The sequence below is a fragment of the Streptomyces albospinus genome, assembly GCF_014648695.1.
Lineage (GTDB): Bacteria > Actinomycetota > Actinomycetes > Streptomycetales > Streptomycetaceae > Streptomyces > Streptomyces albospinus.
On the sequence record NZ_BMRP01000002.1, the window covers coordinates 228,625 to 244,682 of the forward strand.

A 16,058-nucleotide genomic window follows, 5' to 3' on the forward strand; every position below is an offset into this window, starting at 1 on the left:
CCCCCGGTCCCGCCGTCCCGGCGCCGGGGCCCCGCCCTACGCGTCGAGGACGGCCAGGTCGAGCCGGCGCAGCCGCGCGGGGTCGGCGATCACCTCGTACCCGGTGATCCGGGTGCCGTCGGCGGTGGCCGCGAGGGTGAAGGTGAGCACGATCCGCAGCCGGCCGCCCGGGGCCACGACGGCTCCCACGGCGCCGTTCACCAGTGCCGGCGCCGCGAACCGCGCCCGCCTGCCGAGGACCACGGTCTGCTCCACCACGGCCGCCGCCCCGCGGACCTCGGCGGGGACGCCCGCGGGCAGCGCGGCGCGGTCCGCCCGGCGTACGGCATCGGGGTCCAGCACCGCGAGCAGCCCGGCGATGTCGCCGTCGCGGCAGGCCGCCAGGAAGGCGTCGACGACCCGCCGGTGGCGGGTGAGTTCGGCGGCGGGCAGCGCCGGGGTGCCGCGCACTTTGTGGCGGGCGCGGCTGGCCAGCTTCTTCGTGGTGACCGGGGTGCGCTCCACGATGGGCGCGATCCGGTCGAACGGCACGGCGAACATGTCGTGCAGCACGAACGCGATCCGCTCGGCGGGGGCGAGGGTGTCCAGCACCACGAGCAGCGCCCGGCCCACCGAGTCGGCCAGCAGCGCCTCCTGTTCGGGGTCGCCCGCATCCGGCCCGCCGCTTCCGGGACCGGCGAGCCGGTCGGGCAGCTCCTGGCCGAACAGTTCCTCGCGCCGGGCCGTGCGGGAGCGCAGCATGTCGAGGCAGATGCGGGAGACGACGGTGGTCAGCCAGGCGGCCGGGTTCCCGACCCCGCCGGCGCCGGCGCGGCTCAGCCGCAGCCAGGCTTCCTGGACGGCGTCGTCCGCCTCGCCGGAGGAGCCGAGCATGCGGTAGGCGACCGCGTGCAGCCGGCCGCGCTCCGCCTCGAAACGCTCCGCCAGCCGGTCCTGCCCGTCCCGCTCCACCGGCTCGCCCCGCCCGCCCGTACGGTCCTGCTCGCGCATCGGTCACCTTTCCTCACCATGGCTCGTCACCTCCATGACGTACCCGAGCGAGCCGAGGTGACCGGGACGACCGCGACCACGGCGCCGCTCCCGGCCCCGGCCCGTTCGCCCGCTGCCGGCGGCGCTTCCGCGGCCCGCCGACCGCCCGCGAAAGCTTCGAGGCGGCGTCCGGCGACGCCGCCCTCGCGCCGGGGCCCTCCGGCACGGGGTCCCGCGCCCTGCACGTCATCGCCGCGCCGGTCCCGTGGCCCGGTGCGCGATGGGCCACGATCTTGCGGTGGGCGACCGCACCACGTACACCACGGGCCGGGCCCGGAGGGATGTGGACCGTCCGGTGAGCGGGTGGCCGGACGGGGAACGGGGGCGGGACGGGCACGGCGGCTGCCCGCCGGCTCGTGTCACATCTGCATCATGGCGTCCGTCATTGCTGTGACGGGCCGCGACGGAGGAAAGGGAGCGGAAGCGAGCGATGGACGAGAACGACGAGACGGGCACCCCGGGCCGGGACGACCGCGAGTGGCTGGCCGAGCGGTTCGAGGAGCACCGCGGCCATCTGCGGGCGGTCGCCTACCGCATGCTCGGCTCGCTGAGCGAGGCGGACGACGCCGTCCAGGAAGCGTGGCTGCGGCTGAGCCGGTCCGGGGTGAGCGGGGTGGCGAACCTGGGCGGCTGGATGACCACCATCGTCGGACGGGTCTGCCTGGACCAGCTCCGTACCCGCCGGGCGCGGCGCGAGGACCCCCTCGGCGTCCATGTCCCGGAGCCGATCGTGAGCCGCGAGGACGGCCCCGACCCCGAACAGGAGGTGCTGCTGGCCGACTCGGTGGGGCTCGCGCTGCTCGTCGTCCTGGAGACCCTGGCGCCGGCCGAACGGCTCGCCTTCGTGCTGCACGACATGTTCGCCGTCCCCTTCGACGAGATCGCCCCGATCGTCGACCGCACCCCCGCCGCCGCCCGCCAGCTCGCCAGCCGGGCCCGCCGCCGGGTCCAGGGCACCGCCCCGGCCCCCGACACCGACCCGGCCCGGCAGCGCGAGGTCGTCGACGCCTTCCTCGCCGCCTCGCGCAGCGGCGACTTCGATGCGCTGCTGGCGGTCCTCGACCCGGACGTCGTACTGCGGGCGGACAGCGGCCCCGGGGCCCCGGGTGCCTCGCGGCTGGTCCGCGGCGCCGCCGCCGTGGTCGAACAGGCGCTGTTCTACTCCCGGTTCGTCCCGTTCGCGCGCCCGGCGCTGGTCAACGGGGCGCCGGGGCTGGTCACCGCGCGCGGCGGGCGGCCGTTCTCCGTCATGGGCTTCACCATCGCGCACGGGAAGATCGTGGAGATCAACATCCTGGCCGACCTGGCCCGGCTCGAACGGCTGGACCTGACGATCCTGGACGAGTGAGGGCCCGGGCAACGGCCGTCGGGACAGGCCTGCGCGGTGCGCCGGGCCCCGTACGACTCGGCCGCCCCCGTACGCGTCCGGCGTCCGGTCGATCGCCGGGCCGAGGAACCCGCGGGTGAGGCCGGCCCGCTCCGTGTGCCACGCCGTGGGGTACGGCGCCGGAGCGGCCGGGCCCGGGTCGCCGGGCGCGGCCCGGGGGCCGTACCGCCGCTGCCCGATGTCCTGGACCACCGGTGCCGGAGCCCCCGGTTCCGCCAGGACGTCCAGGGCCTCGGCCTTGCCGACCAGCGCGCCGCTGCGCAGCGTCACCGTCGCCTGTGCCAGGGGTCGGCAGGCCGAGGTCCACCCCGATGTCCCGCAGCCGGTACTCGGGGGGCGAGCGCGGGCCGGCAGAAGCCGCGCAGGTCGGCGAGGGCGAAGGCGCGCGGCTCCGCACCGTCCCCGGCGGGAGCAGCGCCGCGGGCGGCTCGCCGTACAGGACGCGGCCGACGGCATGGAGTGCGCGGCGGGTGACGGGGGTGACCGGACGGTGCGTCAACTCCCTTTAAATCCAGGCCGGATGAGGGGTCCGGGGCTGACCGCCGCGCCCACGGCGAGGTAGCCGCAGTGCGGCCCGGCGGCCAACGGGACGGCGTCCTGGAGCCGTTGGCGGAGGGCGCCCGGCCGCCGCTCGTCGTCCGGTGCGCACGGGCGGCCGGGGACCGCGATCAGATCGGGGTCGCCGCGCCCCTCCTGACAGTCGCCGCCGGCCAGTGAGCCGCGTGCCCGGAGCGCCCGCGGCGGAACTCCGGTTCCCTCAAGGCCCGTCAGCAATCTGCCGAGGAGGTCGGTGGTCGCCGCCGTCCCGTCCGTCGCCCCGAAACCCGTACCACCCGCGCCCACGCCCCCTACCCTGGCCGCCGTGACGGCCACCCCGGAATCCGCGCCCCCTTCCCCCCTGCCCTCGCAGCCCCCGCCCGAACCCGCCACCCCCGCCCCGCCGCTCCGGCGCGACCGCCGCTTCGTGCTGCTCGCCGCCGCCCGCACCGTCTCCGTCCTCGGCAACGGCTTCGCGCGCGTCGCGCTGGCCTTCGCGGTGCTCGCGCTGCCGGGCGCGGGGGCGGGCCGGCTGTCACTGGTACTGGCCTGCCAGGCCGTGCCTCAACTTGCGTTCGTCCTTGTCGGCGGGGTGATCGCGGACCGGTTCTCGCGCTCCCGGTTGATGGTCGTCTCGGACGCGGTGGGCGCCGCCGCGTACGCGGGCCTGGCCGCGATGGTGCTGACCGGGCACGCGCCGCTGATCGCGCTGTGCGCACTCGCCGTCCTGGCCGGCACCGCCACCGCCCTCTTCTCCCCCGCCATGGACGGCGTGCTGCCGCTCCTCGTCCCGGCCACGCGGCTCCAACGAGCCAACGGGCTGCTCCGGGTCGCCACCAACAGCTCGATGCTGCTGGGGCTGGCGCTGTCCGGCGTGACCGTCGCCCTGGTCGGCGCCGGCTGGGCACTGGCGCTGAACGCCGCGTCCTTCCTCGTCAGCGCGCTGCTCGTCCGCGGCCTGCGGCTGGCCGCGGTGCCGCGGACCGCCGCCACGTCCGGCTGGGCCGATCTCCGCGACGGCTGGCGGGAGTTCGCGGGCCGCCAGTGGCTGTGGGTGGTCGTCGCGCAGTACTCGGTCGTGGTCGCCGCGCTCAACGCCAACGCCGGGGTGCTGGGGCCGCTGGTGGCCGAGCGCGATCTTGGCGGTGCGCGCGCCTGGTCGGTGCTCGTCGCCGCGCAGGCGCTGGGCACCGTCGCGGGCGCGGGGCTGACCGCGCGCCTGCGGGTGCGCCGCCCGGTGCTCGCCGCCGTACTGGCCACCTTCCCGCTCGCGCTGCCGCTCGCCCTGCTCGCCGTACGGGCGCCGGTGGCGGTCATCGCCCCGGCGATGTTCTGCGCCGGGGTCGCCGCCGATGTCTTCGGCGTCCTCTGGGCCACCACCATCCAGCAGGAGGTCCCCGAGGAGGCGCTCTCCCGGGTCAGCTCCTACGACTGGTTCGGCTCGCTGGCGTTCGCCCCGCTGGGGCTCCTGGCCGCCGGCCCGCTGGCGACGCGGATCGGCGCCGGCCACGCCCTGGCGGGCTGCGCCGCCCTGGTCGTCCTGGCCACCGCGGCGGCGCTGCTCGCCCCGCAGGTACGCGGCCTGCGGAGCGCGACCGCGGCGTGAGCGCCCGGCAGGGGCGGCAACGGCGCCGCCGCCCTCACCTCCCCGCCAGCCCCACCCGCACGACCCGCACGATCTCCTCGTCGGACAGGCCCAGTTTGCGCGCCTCGGCGATCAGCCGCTCGGCGGTCTCGCCCAGGCGGGCGCGGGCCGGGGAGGCGGTGCCGGTGACCACCGCGCCGCGCCCGCGGCGGAGTTCGATCAGCCCCTCCTCCTTGAGGCGCTGATAGCCGCGCAGCACCGTGTGGACGTTGACGCCGAGCGACCCGGCGAGTTCCCGGGCGGCGGGCAGGCGCTCACCGGCCGCCACCGTGCCGTCGGCGATCGCACCGCGGACCGAGGCCGCGATCTGGTCGCCGAGGGGGACGGACGAACCGGGGTCGACTCGGAAGAGCACATCAGCCTCCTTGCGGCGAACGGGCGCGGTCGAGATAGGTGTTGAGCACCGCGGCGGCGGTGGCCGCGTCGTCGACGGTCACCACGAACTCCCGTCCGCTGACCAGCCGCAGCACGATGCCGTCGCCGGAGCGGAGCACCAGGCCGCTGCCGCCCGGACGGAAACGGTAGCCCCAGCCGCCGAACTCCTTCCCGGCCGAGATCCGGCGGCTGGTCACCTCCGCCAGCCGGCCGAGCGGTATGCGGTGGAGCCGGAAGGGCAGCAGCGTCGGGGAGAGGGTCAGGCCGCGCCGGTCGACGGTCACCCGGACGGAGGCAGGGAGGATGATCAATATCGCGCCGAGCACCAGGACCGCGCCGGCGATCACGTCGGCGAGCGCTCCGATGGCAACGCCCGCGCACAGCGTGAGGACGCCCAGGACGGCCAACGGCGTCGAGCTGACGGTGCGGGACCAGCCGGCGGTCATTCCGGCGGGCAGGTCGAGCCGGGGAGCGGCGCCGGGCGCCGGGCGGTCCCCGGGCGGTTCGGCGCCGGCCAGCAGCCAGCCGAGCCCGCCGGCCGCGGCGGCCACGGCGAAGGTCACGGCGAGCTGCCAGAGCGACAGCCGGACGGCGGACGCGTCGGTGGCGTCGACGTTGCCGAGCAGGGTCAGCACGCCCGGATAGCCGGTCGCGGCGGCGGTGGCGTACCCGGCGGCGGTCAGCCACCGGCCGCCCTGGGCGGGCACCCGCAGCTGGACGCACACGACGACCGCGGAGCCGAACACGAGCAGCAGGACGAGGCACACCGTCAGAAAGCCCTGGGCCGAGTCGTAGCCGTCGGCCCGGCCGTCGTCGCCGAAATGGGTGGCGAGCCGGGTGGGCAGCCGGCCGGCCGTCGCTGCGTAGACACCTCCGAGCGCCGCAATGGCGGCGACGAAGGGGAATGCGGCAATCCAGCCCCGCGGGCGGTTGTTCGCGGGCAGGGCTGAACGCGTGGATCGCTTCATGGCAACCTCCAGTTGTTCGTATTCTAGTAGAACAACCAGTGATAGCCGGCGACAGGGCATCCATCTCATATCTGAGATACGGTCACCCCATGGCAGACGACTACCTCGTACGCATCGGCAGGCTCATCCGTGACGCCCGGCAGCACCGGGGCTGGACGCAGACGCAGCTCGCCGAGGCCCTCGGCACAAGCCAGAGTGCGGTCAACCGCATTGAACGCGGCAACCAGAACATCAGCCTTGAGATGATTGCCCGCATCGGCGAGGCCCTGGACAGTGAAATCGTCTCGCTCGGCTACGCCGGGCCGATGCATCTCCGGGTCGTCGGCGGGCGCCGGCTGTCCGGCAGCATCGACGTCAAGACGAGCAAGAACGCCTGTGTCGCGCTGCTGTGCGCGACCCTCCTCAACGCGGGCCGGACAACTCTGCGCCGGGTGGCCCGCATTGAGGAGGTCTACCGCATCCTGGAAGTGCTGGGCAGCATCGGCGTCCGCACCCGCTGGATCAACGACGGCAACGACCTGGAGATCGTGCCGCCCGCCGAACTCGACCTCGGCGCCATGGACACGGAGGCGGCCCGCCGCACCCGCAGCGTGATCATGTTCCTCGGTCCGCTGCTGCACCGGATGGACCACTTCAAGCTGCCGTACGCGGGCGGCTGCGACCTCGGCACCCGCACCGTCACACCCCATATGACCGCACTGCGGCACTTCGGCCTGGAGATCACCGCGACCGACGGCACCTATCTCGCCGAGGTGGACCGCAGCGTCGCCCCCAAGCGCGCCATCGTCCTGACCGAACGCGGCGACACCGTCACCGAGAACGCGCTGCTGGCCGCCGCCCGGCACGACGGCGTCACGGTCATCCGCAACGCCTCGTCCAACTACATGGTCCAGGACCTCTGCTTCTTCCTGGAGGAGCTGGGCGTCCGGGTCGACGGCATCGGCACCACCACGCTCACCGTCCACGGTGTGGCGAAGATCGACCGCGATGTGGACTTCTCGCCCTCCGAGGACCCGGTCGAGGCAATGAGCCTGCTGGCCGCGGCAGTTGTCACCGAGTCGGAGCTGACGATCCGCCGGGTCCCGGTGGAGTTCCTGGAGATCGAGCTGGCGGTCCTGGAGGAGATGGGCCTGGACCACGAGCGCAGCACGGAGTACCACGCCGACAACGGTCGCACCCGGCTCGTCGACCTGACGGTCCGCCCCTCCAAACTCCAGGCGCCGCTGGACAAGATCCACCCCATGCCCTTCCCCGGGCTCAACATCGACAACGTCCCGTTCTTCGCCGCCATCGCCGCCAGCGCCCAGGGCCAGACCCTGATCCACGACTGGGTCTACGACAACCGCGCGATCTACCTCACGGACCTCAACCGCCTCGGCGCCCAGGTCAAACTGCTCGACCCGCACCGCGTCCTGGTCGACGGCACCACCCGCTGGCGCTCCGCGGAGATGATGTGCCCGCCGGCCCTGCGCCCGGCCGTCGTCGTCCTCCTGGCCATGATGGCCGCCGAGGGCACCTCCGTTCTGCGCAACGTCTATGTCATCAACCGCGGTTACGAGGACCTGGCGGAACGCCTCAACTCCGTCGGCGCGCAGATCGAGACGTTCCGGGACATCTGAACCGGGGAGTGTCGCCGCACCCCGCCAGACGCCCGTGGATGCGGGCGTGGAGGGGTGCGGCGGCACCGGTGGGACTTCCCTGAGACGTCAGGCACGGACGCAGGTGCCGATCCCGGCACCCCGGCGACATCAGGTCCCTCCGCTCGGCCGGAGAGGTTCCGACGGGGATGCGGCGCGCACCCCCGCTGTCAGGCGATGTGCGGCCGGGCACCGGCGAGTGACCTGGCGAGCGAGGCGTAGGCCTTTGCCATGCCGTGGTGACTGAGGCTGGGCTCAGGGTTCCACGGGCCGAGTTGCCCGGCACGGACGGCGGGGAGGTTTCGCCACAGGCCGTTGCTGCTCAGGTCCGCAGGCTGAAGGCTGCTGGAGCGCACGTCGAGGAGGATGAGGTCGGCCGGATAGCGGTCGGCGAGTTCCCACGAGAGCTTTTCCATGTAGCGGTTGCCGCCGATGGGTTTGACGATGTCGAGGCCGAGGTCCTCGAAGTCGCCGAGGGAGGGGAATCCCGCTTTGCCGACCCTCATGCCGTCCTGGTCGGCGGAGGCGAACAGGACCCGCAATCCGGGTTTGCCGCTGATGGTCCGGCGCAACCTGTCGCGAGCGGCGGAGTAGGCCGCTTCCCCGCGCCGCAGCTCCGGTGCGGTGAAGTCGGCCCCGAGGGCGGCGGCCAAGTCGACGTAGCGCCGCACGGCGGTGTCGACCTTGGCTCCGTACACCTCTATGGACACCCTGGGGACCAGCTCTTCGACGAGCTTCAGGCTGCTCCGGTCGATCTGCGGCGCGCCGTACTGGAGGGGGTCGACGACGAGGTCCGGGTGCAGCCTCCCCATCCGCTCGACACTGATATGGCCCCAGGTGCCGCCGACCACGGCCACGCGGCTGAGGTTCACGTCGCCGGCCACGGTGACGTCCTTGCCGCCGCCCCGCCTCTGCAAGGCGCCGTACACGCCGATCGGGCGGATTCCGTAGTCCCACAGGGCCGCGGCCGAGGTGGCGTACGCCACGATGCGTTGCGGTCGCCTGTCCAGCCGTACCGTGCGCCCGGCGTCATCGGTGAAGCGCCAGACGGCCCGCCCGCGGACGGCTTGTCTGCGACCGGCCTCGGGGGGTGAGCAGCCCGCCGCACCAAGGGCGAGGAGTCCTTGGGCAGCAGTGGTCAGAAACCGTCGACGGTCGGGCAGCGGCGGCATGCAACTCCTCATGTTCACCGGGGCGTTCGAGGATTCGAACGTCGACACCAAAGTCAACTTAGGTTAGCCTCACGAAAGTTGGAACCCGGCACGTCGTGTTGAACAGTCATCGGGAACGGGGAAATCCAGGGTGAGAAGCAGCCGCGGGAAGCTGCTGTCCGGCTTAGGTGCCACGTTGTGCGCCCTCGTCGTGGCGATAGCCGTCAGCATGGGCGTGGGCACGCGCTCCATCCCTCTGAGCACGGTCGTCGGCTCGCTGTTCCCCTTCCCTCCGCACGACATGGACCACTTGGCCGTACGGGAGTCACGGCTCCCGCGCACCGCCCTTGGAGTGCTGGCAGGGGCAGCGCTGGGGCTGGCCGGTGCGGTGATGCAGGGGGTGTCCCGTAATCCGCTGGCCGATCCCGGGATTCTGGGGGTGAACGCCGGCGCCGCGCTCTTCATCGTCGTCGGCATCGACGTCTTCGGCATCAATGCACTGAACGGCTATGTGTGGTTCGGATTCGTCGGCGCCGCACTGGCGGCCTTCCTTGTCCTCGCGGTGAGTTCGCTGGGCCGCGGCGGTGCCACACCCGTGAGGCTGGCGCTCTCCGGAGCCGCCGTAGCTGCCGCCCTGACTTCGCTGACCACCGCGATCCTGCTGATCAACGTGGACGCCTTCGACCAGTTCCGGTTCTGGCGGGTGGGCTCGCTGGCCGGCCGGGACGGGTCGGTCATCGGAGAGGCATTGCCCTTCCTGGCTGTCGGCGCCGTGCTGGCGCTCGCCTCCGGGCGGATGCTCAACGCGCTCGCGCTCGGGGAGGACACCGCGCGTTCCCTGGGCCGGCACGTCCATCGTGACCGCATGTGGGCGGCGCTGTCAGTGGTCCTCCTGTGCGGAGCCGCCACCGCGATGTGTGGTCCCCTCGCCTTCGTCGGCCTGGCCGTGCCGCACCTGGCCCGCCTGGTCACCGGCCCGGACTACCGCTGGATACTGCCCTATTCGATGCTGCTGGCACCCCTTCTGCTGCTTGCGGCCGACATCGTGGGCCGGTTGGCGGTGCGGCCCTCCGAGCTCCAGGTCGGGCTCATGACCCCGGTCCTGGGAGCCCCGGTGTTCGTGCTGTTGGTACGCCGACGCAGGTTGGCGGAGCTGTGACGCACAGCCACGGCGCGACCGGACGGGTCGCGGCGGCCGGGCCGGAGACGGTGGCGGGGCACGCCGCACGGCAGACCGTGGCCGCGGCTCGCCGGCGCGGCAGACGACGCACCAGCGCCGTGACCGCAGCCCTGGTACTCGTCGCGCTCGGGGCGTTCACCGCCACGCTGGCGCTGGGCGAGTTCGACCTGCCGCTGCCGGAGGTGATCCGGTCGCTCACCGGACCGCTCTTCGCCAAGGCCACCTGGGAGAGCGACTTCTTCGTCCTCGACGTACGGCTGCCGCGGGTGCTGACGGCCTTGCTGGCCGGAGCGGCGTTCGGGCTGTCCGGCGCACTCTTCCAGAGCCTGATCCGCAACCCGCTGGCCAGCCCGGACGTCATCGGCATCACCTCGGGCGCGAGCGCCGCGGCCGTCGTGTGCGTGCTGGTCCTCGGGCTGGGCGGAATGGCGGTCTCGTTCGGGGCACTGGTGGGTGCGCTGGTCACGGCCACCCTCATCTACCTGCTCGCGTGGCGGAGCGGGGTGAGTGGATACCGCCTCGTCCTCGTCGGGATCGGGATCGCGGCGGTACTGTCCAGCCTGATCTCCTACCTGATGACCACCACGCAGGTCAGCGATGCCCAGCGGGCGCTGGAGTGGCTGACGGGGAGCCTGGACGGCCGCAGTTGGCCGCACGCCGGCACGCTCGCGCTGTGTCTGGTGCCGTTGCTGCCCGCCACCGCGGTGCTGGCACGTTCGCTGGCGGCGCTGGAGTTCGGCGACGACACCGCGACCGGGCTCGGGGTGCGGGTGGCCTCCCGCCGGCTCGCGCTGCTGGCGGTGGCGGTGGCGCTGGCCGCGGTGGCGACCGCGGCGGTCGGCCCGGTCCCGTTCGTGGCCCTGGTCAGTGCGCCGATCGCGCGCGCGGTGCTGCGCGGTCGCGGACCCGCGTTGACCGGGGCGGCACTGGCGGGCGCGGCCCTGATGCCCGTGTCCGACTTCGTCGGTCAACACCTCGTCGGCTCCACGGAGTTACCGGTGGGTGTGGTGACCGGTGTCGTGGGAGCCCCGTATCTCCTGCTCATGCTGGCCACTACCAACCGCTCGGGACGCGGCGGATGACCATGACCGGACGAAGGGACGGAGGACGGGACCGGATGACCGAACCGCATGTGCTGCGCGCGGAGGAGGTCCGGCTGGGCTACGACGGGCGGGAGGTCCTGTGCGGTCTGTCGTTCGAGGTCCCACCGGGCGAGGTCACGATGATCGTGGGCCCGAACGGCTGCGGCAAGTCCACCTTGCTGCGTGCGCTGGCGCGGCTCCAGCGCCCGGCTTCCGGCGCGGTGTGCCTGGACGGCCGGAACATCCGCACGATGTCGACGCGGCAGGTCGCCGCCGTCCTCGGCATCCTGCCGCAGACGCCCGTCGCACCGCCCGGGATCCGGGTCGTCGAGTTGGTGGGACAGGGACGTCAGCCGCACCAGGGGTGGCTGCGGCGGTGGGGGGACGAGGACGAGAGCGCGGTGGCGCAGGCACTGCTCGCCACGGACACCCTGGAGCTTGCCGAGCGCCTGGTGGACGAGCTCTCGGGCGGGCAGCGGCAGCGGGTGTGGATCGCGATGGCGCTCGCCCAGCGCACCGGGCTGCTCCTGCTCGACGAGCCGACGACCTATCTCGACGTACCGCACCAGGTCGAGGTGCTGGACCTGCTGACCGACCTCAACCGCGGGGACGGCACCACCGTCGTCGCGGTGCTGCACGATCTCAACCTCGCCTGCCGCTACGCCGACCACATCGTGGTGATGGCCGGCGGCGCGATCGTCGCCGAGGGCCCGCCCTCGCGGATCGTGACCGAGGACCTGATGCGGACGGTCTTCGGCATGGACTGCCGGGTCATTGCCGACCCGGTCTCGGACACTCCGCTGATCGTGCCCATCGGGCGCCACTACTGCACGTCCGCGAGCACCGGGCCGGCGACCGGGGCGGTCAGTCCCCGACGAAGTCGATCTCCGGTGTGAGGAGGACACCGGTGCGGTCGAGCACCTGCCGCAACACGATGTCGACGGCTTCGCGGAAGCCCGCCGCACTGGCCCCGTCGTCGGCAACGAGGGTGTAGTGCACGGAGGAGATCCGGACGCCGGGTGTGAGGGGGTGGTTCAGATCGAAGCCCGCCTGCCGGATGAGCCAGCTCGCACTCACCCGCGTGGAGCCGTCGGGGAAGCGGCTCACCGGCGCGCCGAGGTCTCGCAGCCCCGCGGCCGTCGCACCGCCGACCTCCGGGCTGAAGAAGACGCTGCCGATGGAACGCCGGTCCCGCTCACGGGAGTTCAGCACCATTCCCTTCCTGCGGCGCACCGCCACCACCGCCCGGGCGGCCTGAGCCGGGGGCACACTGCTGCCCAGTGGTACGTCCAACTCCTCGGCCACGCTGCGGTACGTCACCGGGCAGCTCAACTCGGCCCGGCGCAGCGCGAAGAGGAGGGACAGTACGGTCCAGCGCCGGGTTCTCTTGAACATGCTGCTTCGGTGACCCAGCGCGCACTCGGAAGCGTCCAGGCTGACCCGGCGGCCCAGTTCCCAGTCCCACGCCTCCACGCTGCGCAGCGTGTCGGACACTTCCTGCCCGTACGCCCCGACGTTCTGGACGGGCGTCGCGCCGACGGTGCCGGGAATGCCCGCCAGCATCTCCATCCCGACCAGCCCCTCGGCGATCAGCGTCTCCACGAGGTCCCACAGCGGGTGCCCGGCCTGCACCTCCACCAGCACCTGGTTGCGGTCGTCCGTTCCCACTACGCGTAATCCCCGGGTGGCGATCCGGAGGACCGGGAGAGTGCACCCCTGGTCGCCTACGAGGACGTTGCTGCCCTCTCCGAGGCATACGGGAGGGGCGGGGCAGTGGCGCACCTCCTCGACGATGTCGGGGAATTCGGCGAGTTCGCGGAGTTCTACCAAGGACGTGGCGGGTCCGCCGATGCCGAGGGTCGTCAACGGGGCGAGCGGCACCCCGTAACTGACGCGCATAGTGGGCTCCTCAGTCATGAGTATCAGGAATCGCGGAACAGGTTCGTTCCGCCTCGAAGAGCCCGTTTCCATCCCTGTGGCAGCAGACTCCCGACGCGGCAGCCAGTATCGTCTGCCCGCTCATTGTTCAGCGACGGGACCGGGAGGGTTCTCCCGGCCTGTGCCTCGAAGTCTCCGCCTGCTTGATGCGTTCAGGCGCCGGACCGCCCCACATCAACCCGGCCACAGCTCAACGGCGGGCACAGCCCAGTACGTCGTCGGTTCGCTGGACGATCCGCCGGGCGTCGGCGGCGTCATGACGCTGAAGCTGCCTGCGCAGACCGGCCAGACGCGTACGGCCGCGCGCCGAGGCGACCTGACCGGCGAGATCCAGTGCCGCCCCGGCGGCCTGGGCCGCACCGTCGACCTCGCCCAGCAACAACCGCGCCTCGGCCAGCGAGGTCTGGTGCAGCAGGCGGTTGCGCGGCTGGCTGCCGTCGAACAGTTCCAGTCCGCGGGCCAGATCGAAGGCGGCGCGGCCGGGCCTGCCGACCTCCAGCCAGGCTCGACCGGCGTCGCCGACCAGCACCGCGGGGGTGACCCAGTAGGCCCAAGGCTCGTGGCCCAGAGGCTCGGCCGTCCCCTGCGCATCACCCATGGCCTCCTGGATGGCGGCGGTTTCCTCCAGTGCACGTGTGCAGCCCTCCAGGTCTCCGAGGCTGGCGTGGGCCCTGGCCTGACGGCTGGCCAGCAGTGCCTGTCCGGGACTCGGGGCCTGGCCGTCGGTGCCCTTGCGGGCGATCTGGATCAGCCGCAGCGCTTCCTCGCCACGGCCGTGCCACATGGCCAGGTAGCTCAGGCAGGAGATGATGTGCGCAGCCAGCGCACGGTCGCCCGCCAGGCGTGCGGAACGCAGGGCATGGAGCAAGTAGTGCCTGCCATGGGCTTCGTCACCGAGGTCGGCGGCCACCCAGCCGACGATCTGGGCGAGTTCGGCGACGAGCCGGTGCAGCAGGATGCCGGTCTCCTGGTCGTACGAGCAGGTGTCGACGAGCGTCATGGCCCACCGCAGGTCCTGGGCCGCCCAGTCCCGGAGCATGCTGCCCCCGCGGTCGTCGTCGAGCAGGCGGAACTGGTTGATGCGCTCGCTGATCAGGCTCAGTACCACGGCATCGATGCCCTCGCCGCGCCGCTGCCCAGGGGGCGGGGTATCGGTGTTGAGCAGCCAGTCCACGGCCGCGATGGTCAGATCCTGTTCGCCCGTCGCGATGACGGGCGGGGCCGGCCGCCGCTGTTCCGACGGTACCGGGCATGTGGAGCAGAAGGGCGTCGGCGGTGTCCCTGGTAATCGCCCCTGGACGGTTTCCGCTTCCGTGGGAGGGAATTTGTCGGGCCACAGCGAGTGGAGCGGCACCGGCTCCCCCAACCGTTCGGCGAGGATGTCGGATACCACGCGAGGCAGGTCGTCACGCGGACACGACCCCTTGAGCCAATTGTACGGCGCCTTGGCACTTATGGTGCCTGCACCACAAACCCTGTTGATCTCCCGGGCCAGCCGGTCCGGGGACCAGGACAGCCGGCGCAGGCACTCGGCCAGAATCGAGGTGTTGTTCATCCGCTTACGACGCCCCATCTCGCTTTGAACAGCCTTCGATGCTAATGAACTCCAGCCCATCGTCCCATCGAGCGGGCCGATACCCAAACGCAATATGACCGGACCGCATTGCCGATACGCGATATGGCCGGACCACATTGCCGAAGTGGCACGAGTCACACCTCGGGCCGGCATGTGAAGACCTCAAAACGTTGTGATGGCCAGTTGGCCGAGAACTGCCGCAGCTTTCAGCTGAATGCTTTCTCCGTTTCGGTGGTAACGGCATCGGGCGCGCGATCCGTCCGCAGTGCCGGCCAGTAGAGCAAGCCGCCAACGGCCAGCACCACAACGGCGAACACAAAGGGCGCGTCGAACGACCTGGTGATTTCGGCCAACCAGCCGGTCAACAACACCCCGCCGGTGGTGGCCGCCGAATTGGCGAAATTCATCAGTCCGCCGACCGCACCCACCGCACCCGGTGGGGCCAGGAGCCCCGGCAGGCTCCACGCCACGGGCGCGGCCACGGCAAGACCGCCGAGGGACAGGGACATCCAGAAGACCGCGTCGAGGGGTGAGGCCGCCCACCGCACGCAGCCGATGGTCGCGCCCAGAGCGAGCCCGCCCAGCAGCACCGGCCTGCGGCCGGCCACGGCGTCCCGGCCACCGCGCACCATGCGGTCGACCAGCCATCCTCCGCAGACGAGTTCGGCCACGGTCGCCACCAGCCACGGCACCATGGCATACAGGCCGGCAGAGCCCAGTGCCACGCCGAACTCCCGCTGGAAGTACACGGGCATCCAGGTGAGCACCACATTGATGGTGTAGCCGTAGCAGGCGAAGCCGAGTGAGATCGCCCAGATCCGGCGGGAGCCCAGTACGCCGCGCCATTCGCCCGTCGTGCCGCCTCTCCCGCAGGCGTGCTCCGCATCGGGAGGCCGGAGGTGCCCGGCCGGGTCGCGATAGCCCCACCACCATGCCACCGCGAACAGCAGGCTGAGCACAGTGGTGAACAAGAATCCGGCCCGCCAGCCCCACGCACTGATCACCCACGCCAGCACCGGGAAGGCCAGCACGTTGGCGAACTTCGTCGCACCGTCGAACAGCGCGGTGGCCCGGCCCCGTTCAACGGTGGGGAACCACGCCGCGGTCGCCTTCGAGGCGCCGACCATCGAGGGCCCCTCGGCCAGGCCGAGCAGCACCCGGGCCATTATGACGAGCCCGAGTCCGGAAGCCACGGCCGTCAGCAGACTCGCCGCGGCCCATAACGGGATGGCGATTCGATTCAGCCACTTCACACCGAGCCGGTCGACCAACAGGCCGCAGGGCAGCTGTACCAGGCAGTAGGACCAGCTGAACGCGGCAAGTACCACGCCGAGTTCGCTCAGGTTCAACCCGAATTCCTCGGCGAGTGGAACGCTCGCCACAGAGAAGACCGTACGGTCAAAAAAGTTCACGAGGATACTGCCGGCCAGAAGCGAGCCGATGGCCCAGCGGGCGCGGCCAGGGGGTGTCATGGAACTTGGTCGATCCTTCATCGAGGCCATGGATTTCACCGTGTTATCCGGTGACTCCGACAAAGATCCACACTAACCACA

At 72.2% G+C, this 16,058-nt stretch carries 14 protein-coding genes; 6 read left to right on the top strand and 8 right to left on the bottom strand.

What is annotated here, in order from left to right; translation table 11 throughout:
• Nucleotides 1-36: 36 nt before the first annotated feature.
• A complete protein-coding gene (locus tag IEZ17_RS04340) occupies nucleotides 37-990 on the bottom strand; it encodes a sigma-70 family RNA polymerase sigma factor (protein ID WP_189296538.1) in 954 nt (317 codons plus the stop codon).
• A 469-nt stretch (nucleotides 991-1,459) separates the two neighbouring features.
• Between IEZ17_RS04340 and sigJ the strand changes: the two genes are divergently transcribed.
• Nucleotides 1,460-2,377: an RNA polymerase sigma factor SigJ gene (gene sigJ, locus IEZ17_RS04345; RefSeq protein ID WP_189296540.1), complete on the top strand. Its 918-nt coding sequence runs from the start codon at nucleotides 1,460-1,462 to the stop codon at nucleotides 2,375-2,377.
• Nucleotides 2,378-2,911: 534 nt separating this feature from the next.
• Here sigJ and IEZ17_RS04350 read toward each other — a convergent pair.
• A complete protein-coding gene (locus IEZ17_RS04350; protein ID WP_189296542.1) occupies nucleotides 2,912-3,259 on the bottom strand; it encodes a hypothetical protein in 348 nt (115 codons plus the stop codon).
• A 19-nt stretch (nucleotides 3,260-3,278) separates the two neighbouring features.
• On the opposite strand from IEZ17_RS04350, the gene IEZ17_RS04355 reads away from it, so the two are divergent.
• On the top strand, nucleotides 3,279-4,559 hold the full coding sequence (locus tag IEZ17_RS04355) for an MFS transporter (RefSeq protein WP_229851835.1): 1,281 nt from the start codon (nucleotides 3,279-3,281) through the stop codon (nucleotides 4,557-4,559).
• Between the two features lie 34 nt (nucleotides 4,560-4,593).
• Here IEZ17_RS04355 and IEZ17_RS04360 read toward each other — a convergent pair whose 3' ends face one another.
• Together IEZ17_RS04360 and IEZ17_RS04365 are read right to left on the bottom strand one after the other, a co-directional pair.
• Nucleotides 4,594-4,953: a GntR family transcriptional regulator gene (locus tag IEZ17_RS04360; protein WP_189296543.1), complete on the bottom strand. Its 360-nt coding sequence runs from the start codon at nucleotides 4,951-4,953 to the stop codon at nucleotides 4,594-4,596.
• A gap of 1 nt (nucleotide 4,954) precedes the next feature.
• The gene (locus IEZ17_RS04365; RefSeq protein ID WP_189296545.1) at nucleotides 4,955-5,941 is read right to left on the bottom strand and encodes a DUF1648 domain-containing protein; all 987 of its coding nucleotides are present in this window, start codon (nucleotides 5,939-5,941) and stop codon (nucleotides 4,955-4,957) included.
• 89 nt (nucleotides 5,942-6,030) lie between these two features.
• Here IEZ17_RS04365 and IEZ17_RS04370 point away from each other — a divergent pair, with 89 nt between their 5' ends.
• A complete protein-coding gene (locus IEZ17_RS04370; RefSeq protein WP_189296547.1) occupies nucleotides 6,031-7,560 on the top strand; it encodes a helix-turn-helix domain-containing protein in 1,530 nt (509 codons plus the stop codon).
• Between the two features lie 188 nt (nucleotides 7,561-7,748).
• Here IEZ17_RS04370 and IEZ17_RS04375 read toward each other — a convergent pair whose 3' ends face one another.
• The gene (locus IEZ17_RS04375) at nucleotides 7,749-8,750 is read right to left on the bottom strand and encodes an ABC transporter substrate-binding protein (RefSeq protein ID WP_189296548.1); all 1,002 of its coding nucleotides are present in this window, start codon (nucleotides 8,748-8,750) and stop codon (nucleotides 7,749-7,751) included.
• Between the two features lie 130 nt (nucleotides 8,751-8,880).
• Here IEZ17_RS04375 and IEZ17_RS04380 point away from each other — a divergent pair, with 130 nt between their 5' ends.
• The 3 genes from IEZ17_RS04380 to IEZ17_RS04390 are packed head-to-tail and all read left to right on the top strand — an operon-like array spanning nucleotide 8,881 to nucleotide 11,887.
• Nucleotides 8,881-9,888, top strand: a complete 1,008-nt coding sequence (locus IEZ17_RS04380) for a FecCD family ABC transporter permease (protein WP_229851837.1) — start codon at nucleotides 8,881-8,883, stop codon at nucleotides 9,886-9,888.
• Nucleotides 9,885-10,991, top strand: a complete 1,107-nt coding sequence (locus IEZ17_RS04385; RefSeq protein WP_229851839.1) for a FecCD family ABC transporter permease — start codon at nucleotides 9,885-9,887, stop codon at nucleotides 10,989-10,991. Before IEZ17_RS04380 ends, IEZ17_RS04385 begins: the two co-directional genes overlap by 4 nt.
• A gap of 35 nt (nucleotides 10,992-11,026) precedes the next feature.
• Nucleotides 11,027-11,887, top strand: a complete 861-nt coding sequence (locus IEZ17_RS04390; RefSeq protein ID WP_189296551.1) for an ABC transporter ATP-binding protein — start codon at nucleotides 11,027-11,029, stop codon at nucleotides 11,885-11,887.
• On the opposite strand, the gene IEZ17_RS04395 is transcribed toward IEZ17_RS04390, so the two are convergent.
• From IEZ17_RS04395 to IEZ17_RS04405, 3 genes are all read right to left on the bottom strand, one after another.
• Nucleotides 11,856-12,890, bottom strand: a complete 1,035-nt coding sequence (locus IEZ17_RS04395) for a UDP-N-acetylmuramate dehydrogenase (protein WP_189296553.1) — start codon at nucleotides 12,888-12,890, stop codon at nucleotides 11,856-11,858. The genes IEZ17_RS04390 and IEZ17_RS04395 overlap by 32 nt on opposite strands.
• A gap of 229 nt (nucleotides 12,891-13,119) precedes the next feature.
• Nucleotides 13,120-14,658 (bottom strand): NsdA family TPR-like regulatory protein, encoded by a 1,539-nt coding sequence (locus tag IEZ17_RS45660; RefSeq protein ID WP_506005242.1) that lies wholly within the window; start codon nucleotides 14,656-14,658, stop codon nucleotides 13,120-13,122.
• 53 nt (nucleotides 14,659-14,711) lie between these two features.
• Entirely contained in the window at nucleotides 14,712-16,007 is a 1,296-nt protein-coding gene (locus IEZ17_RS04405) for an MFS transporter (RefSeq protein ID WP_229851842.1), read from the bottom strand.
• Between the last annotated feature and the right edge of the window lie 51 nt (nucleotides 16,008-16,058).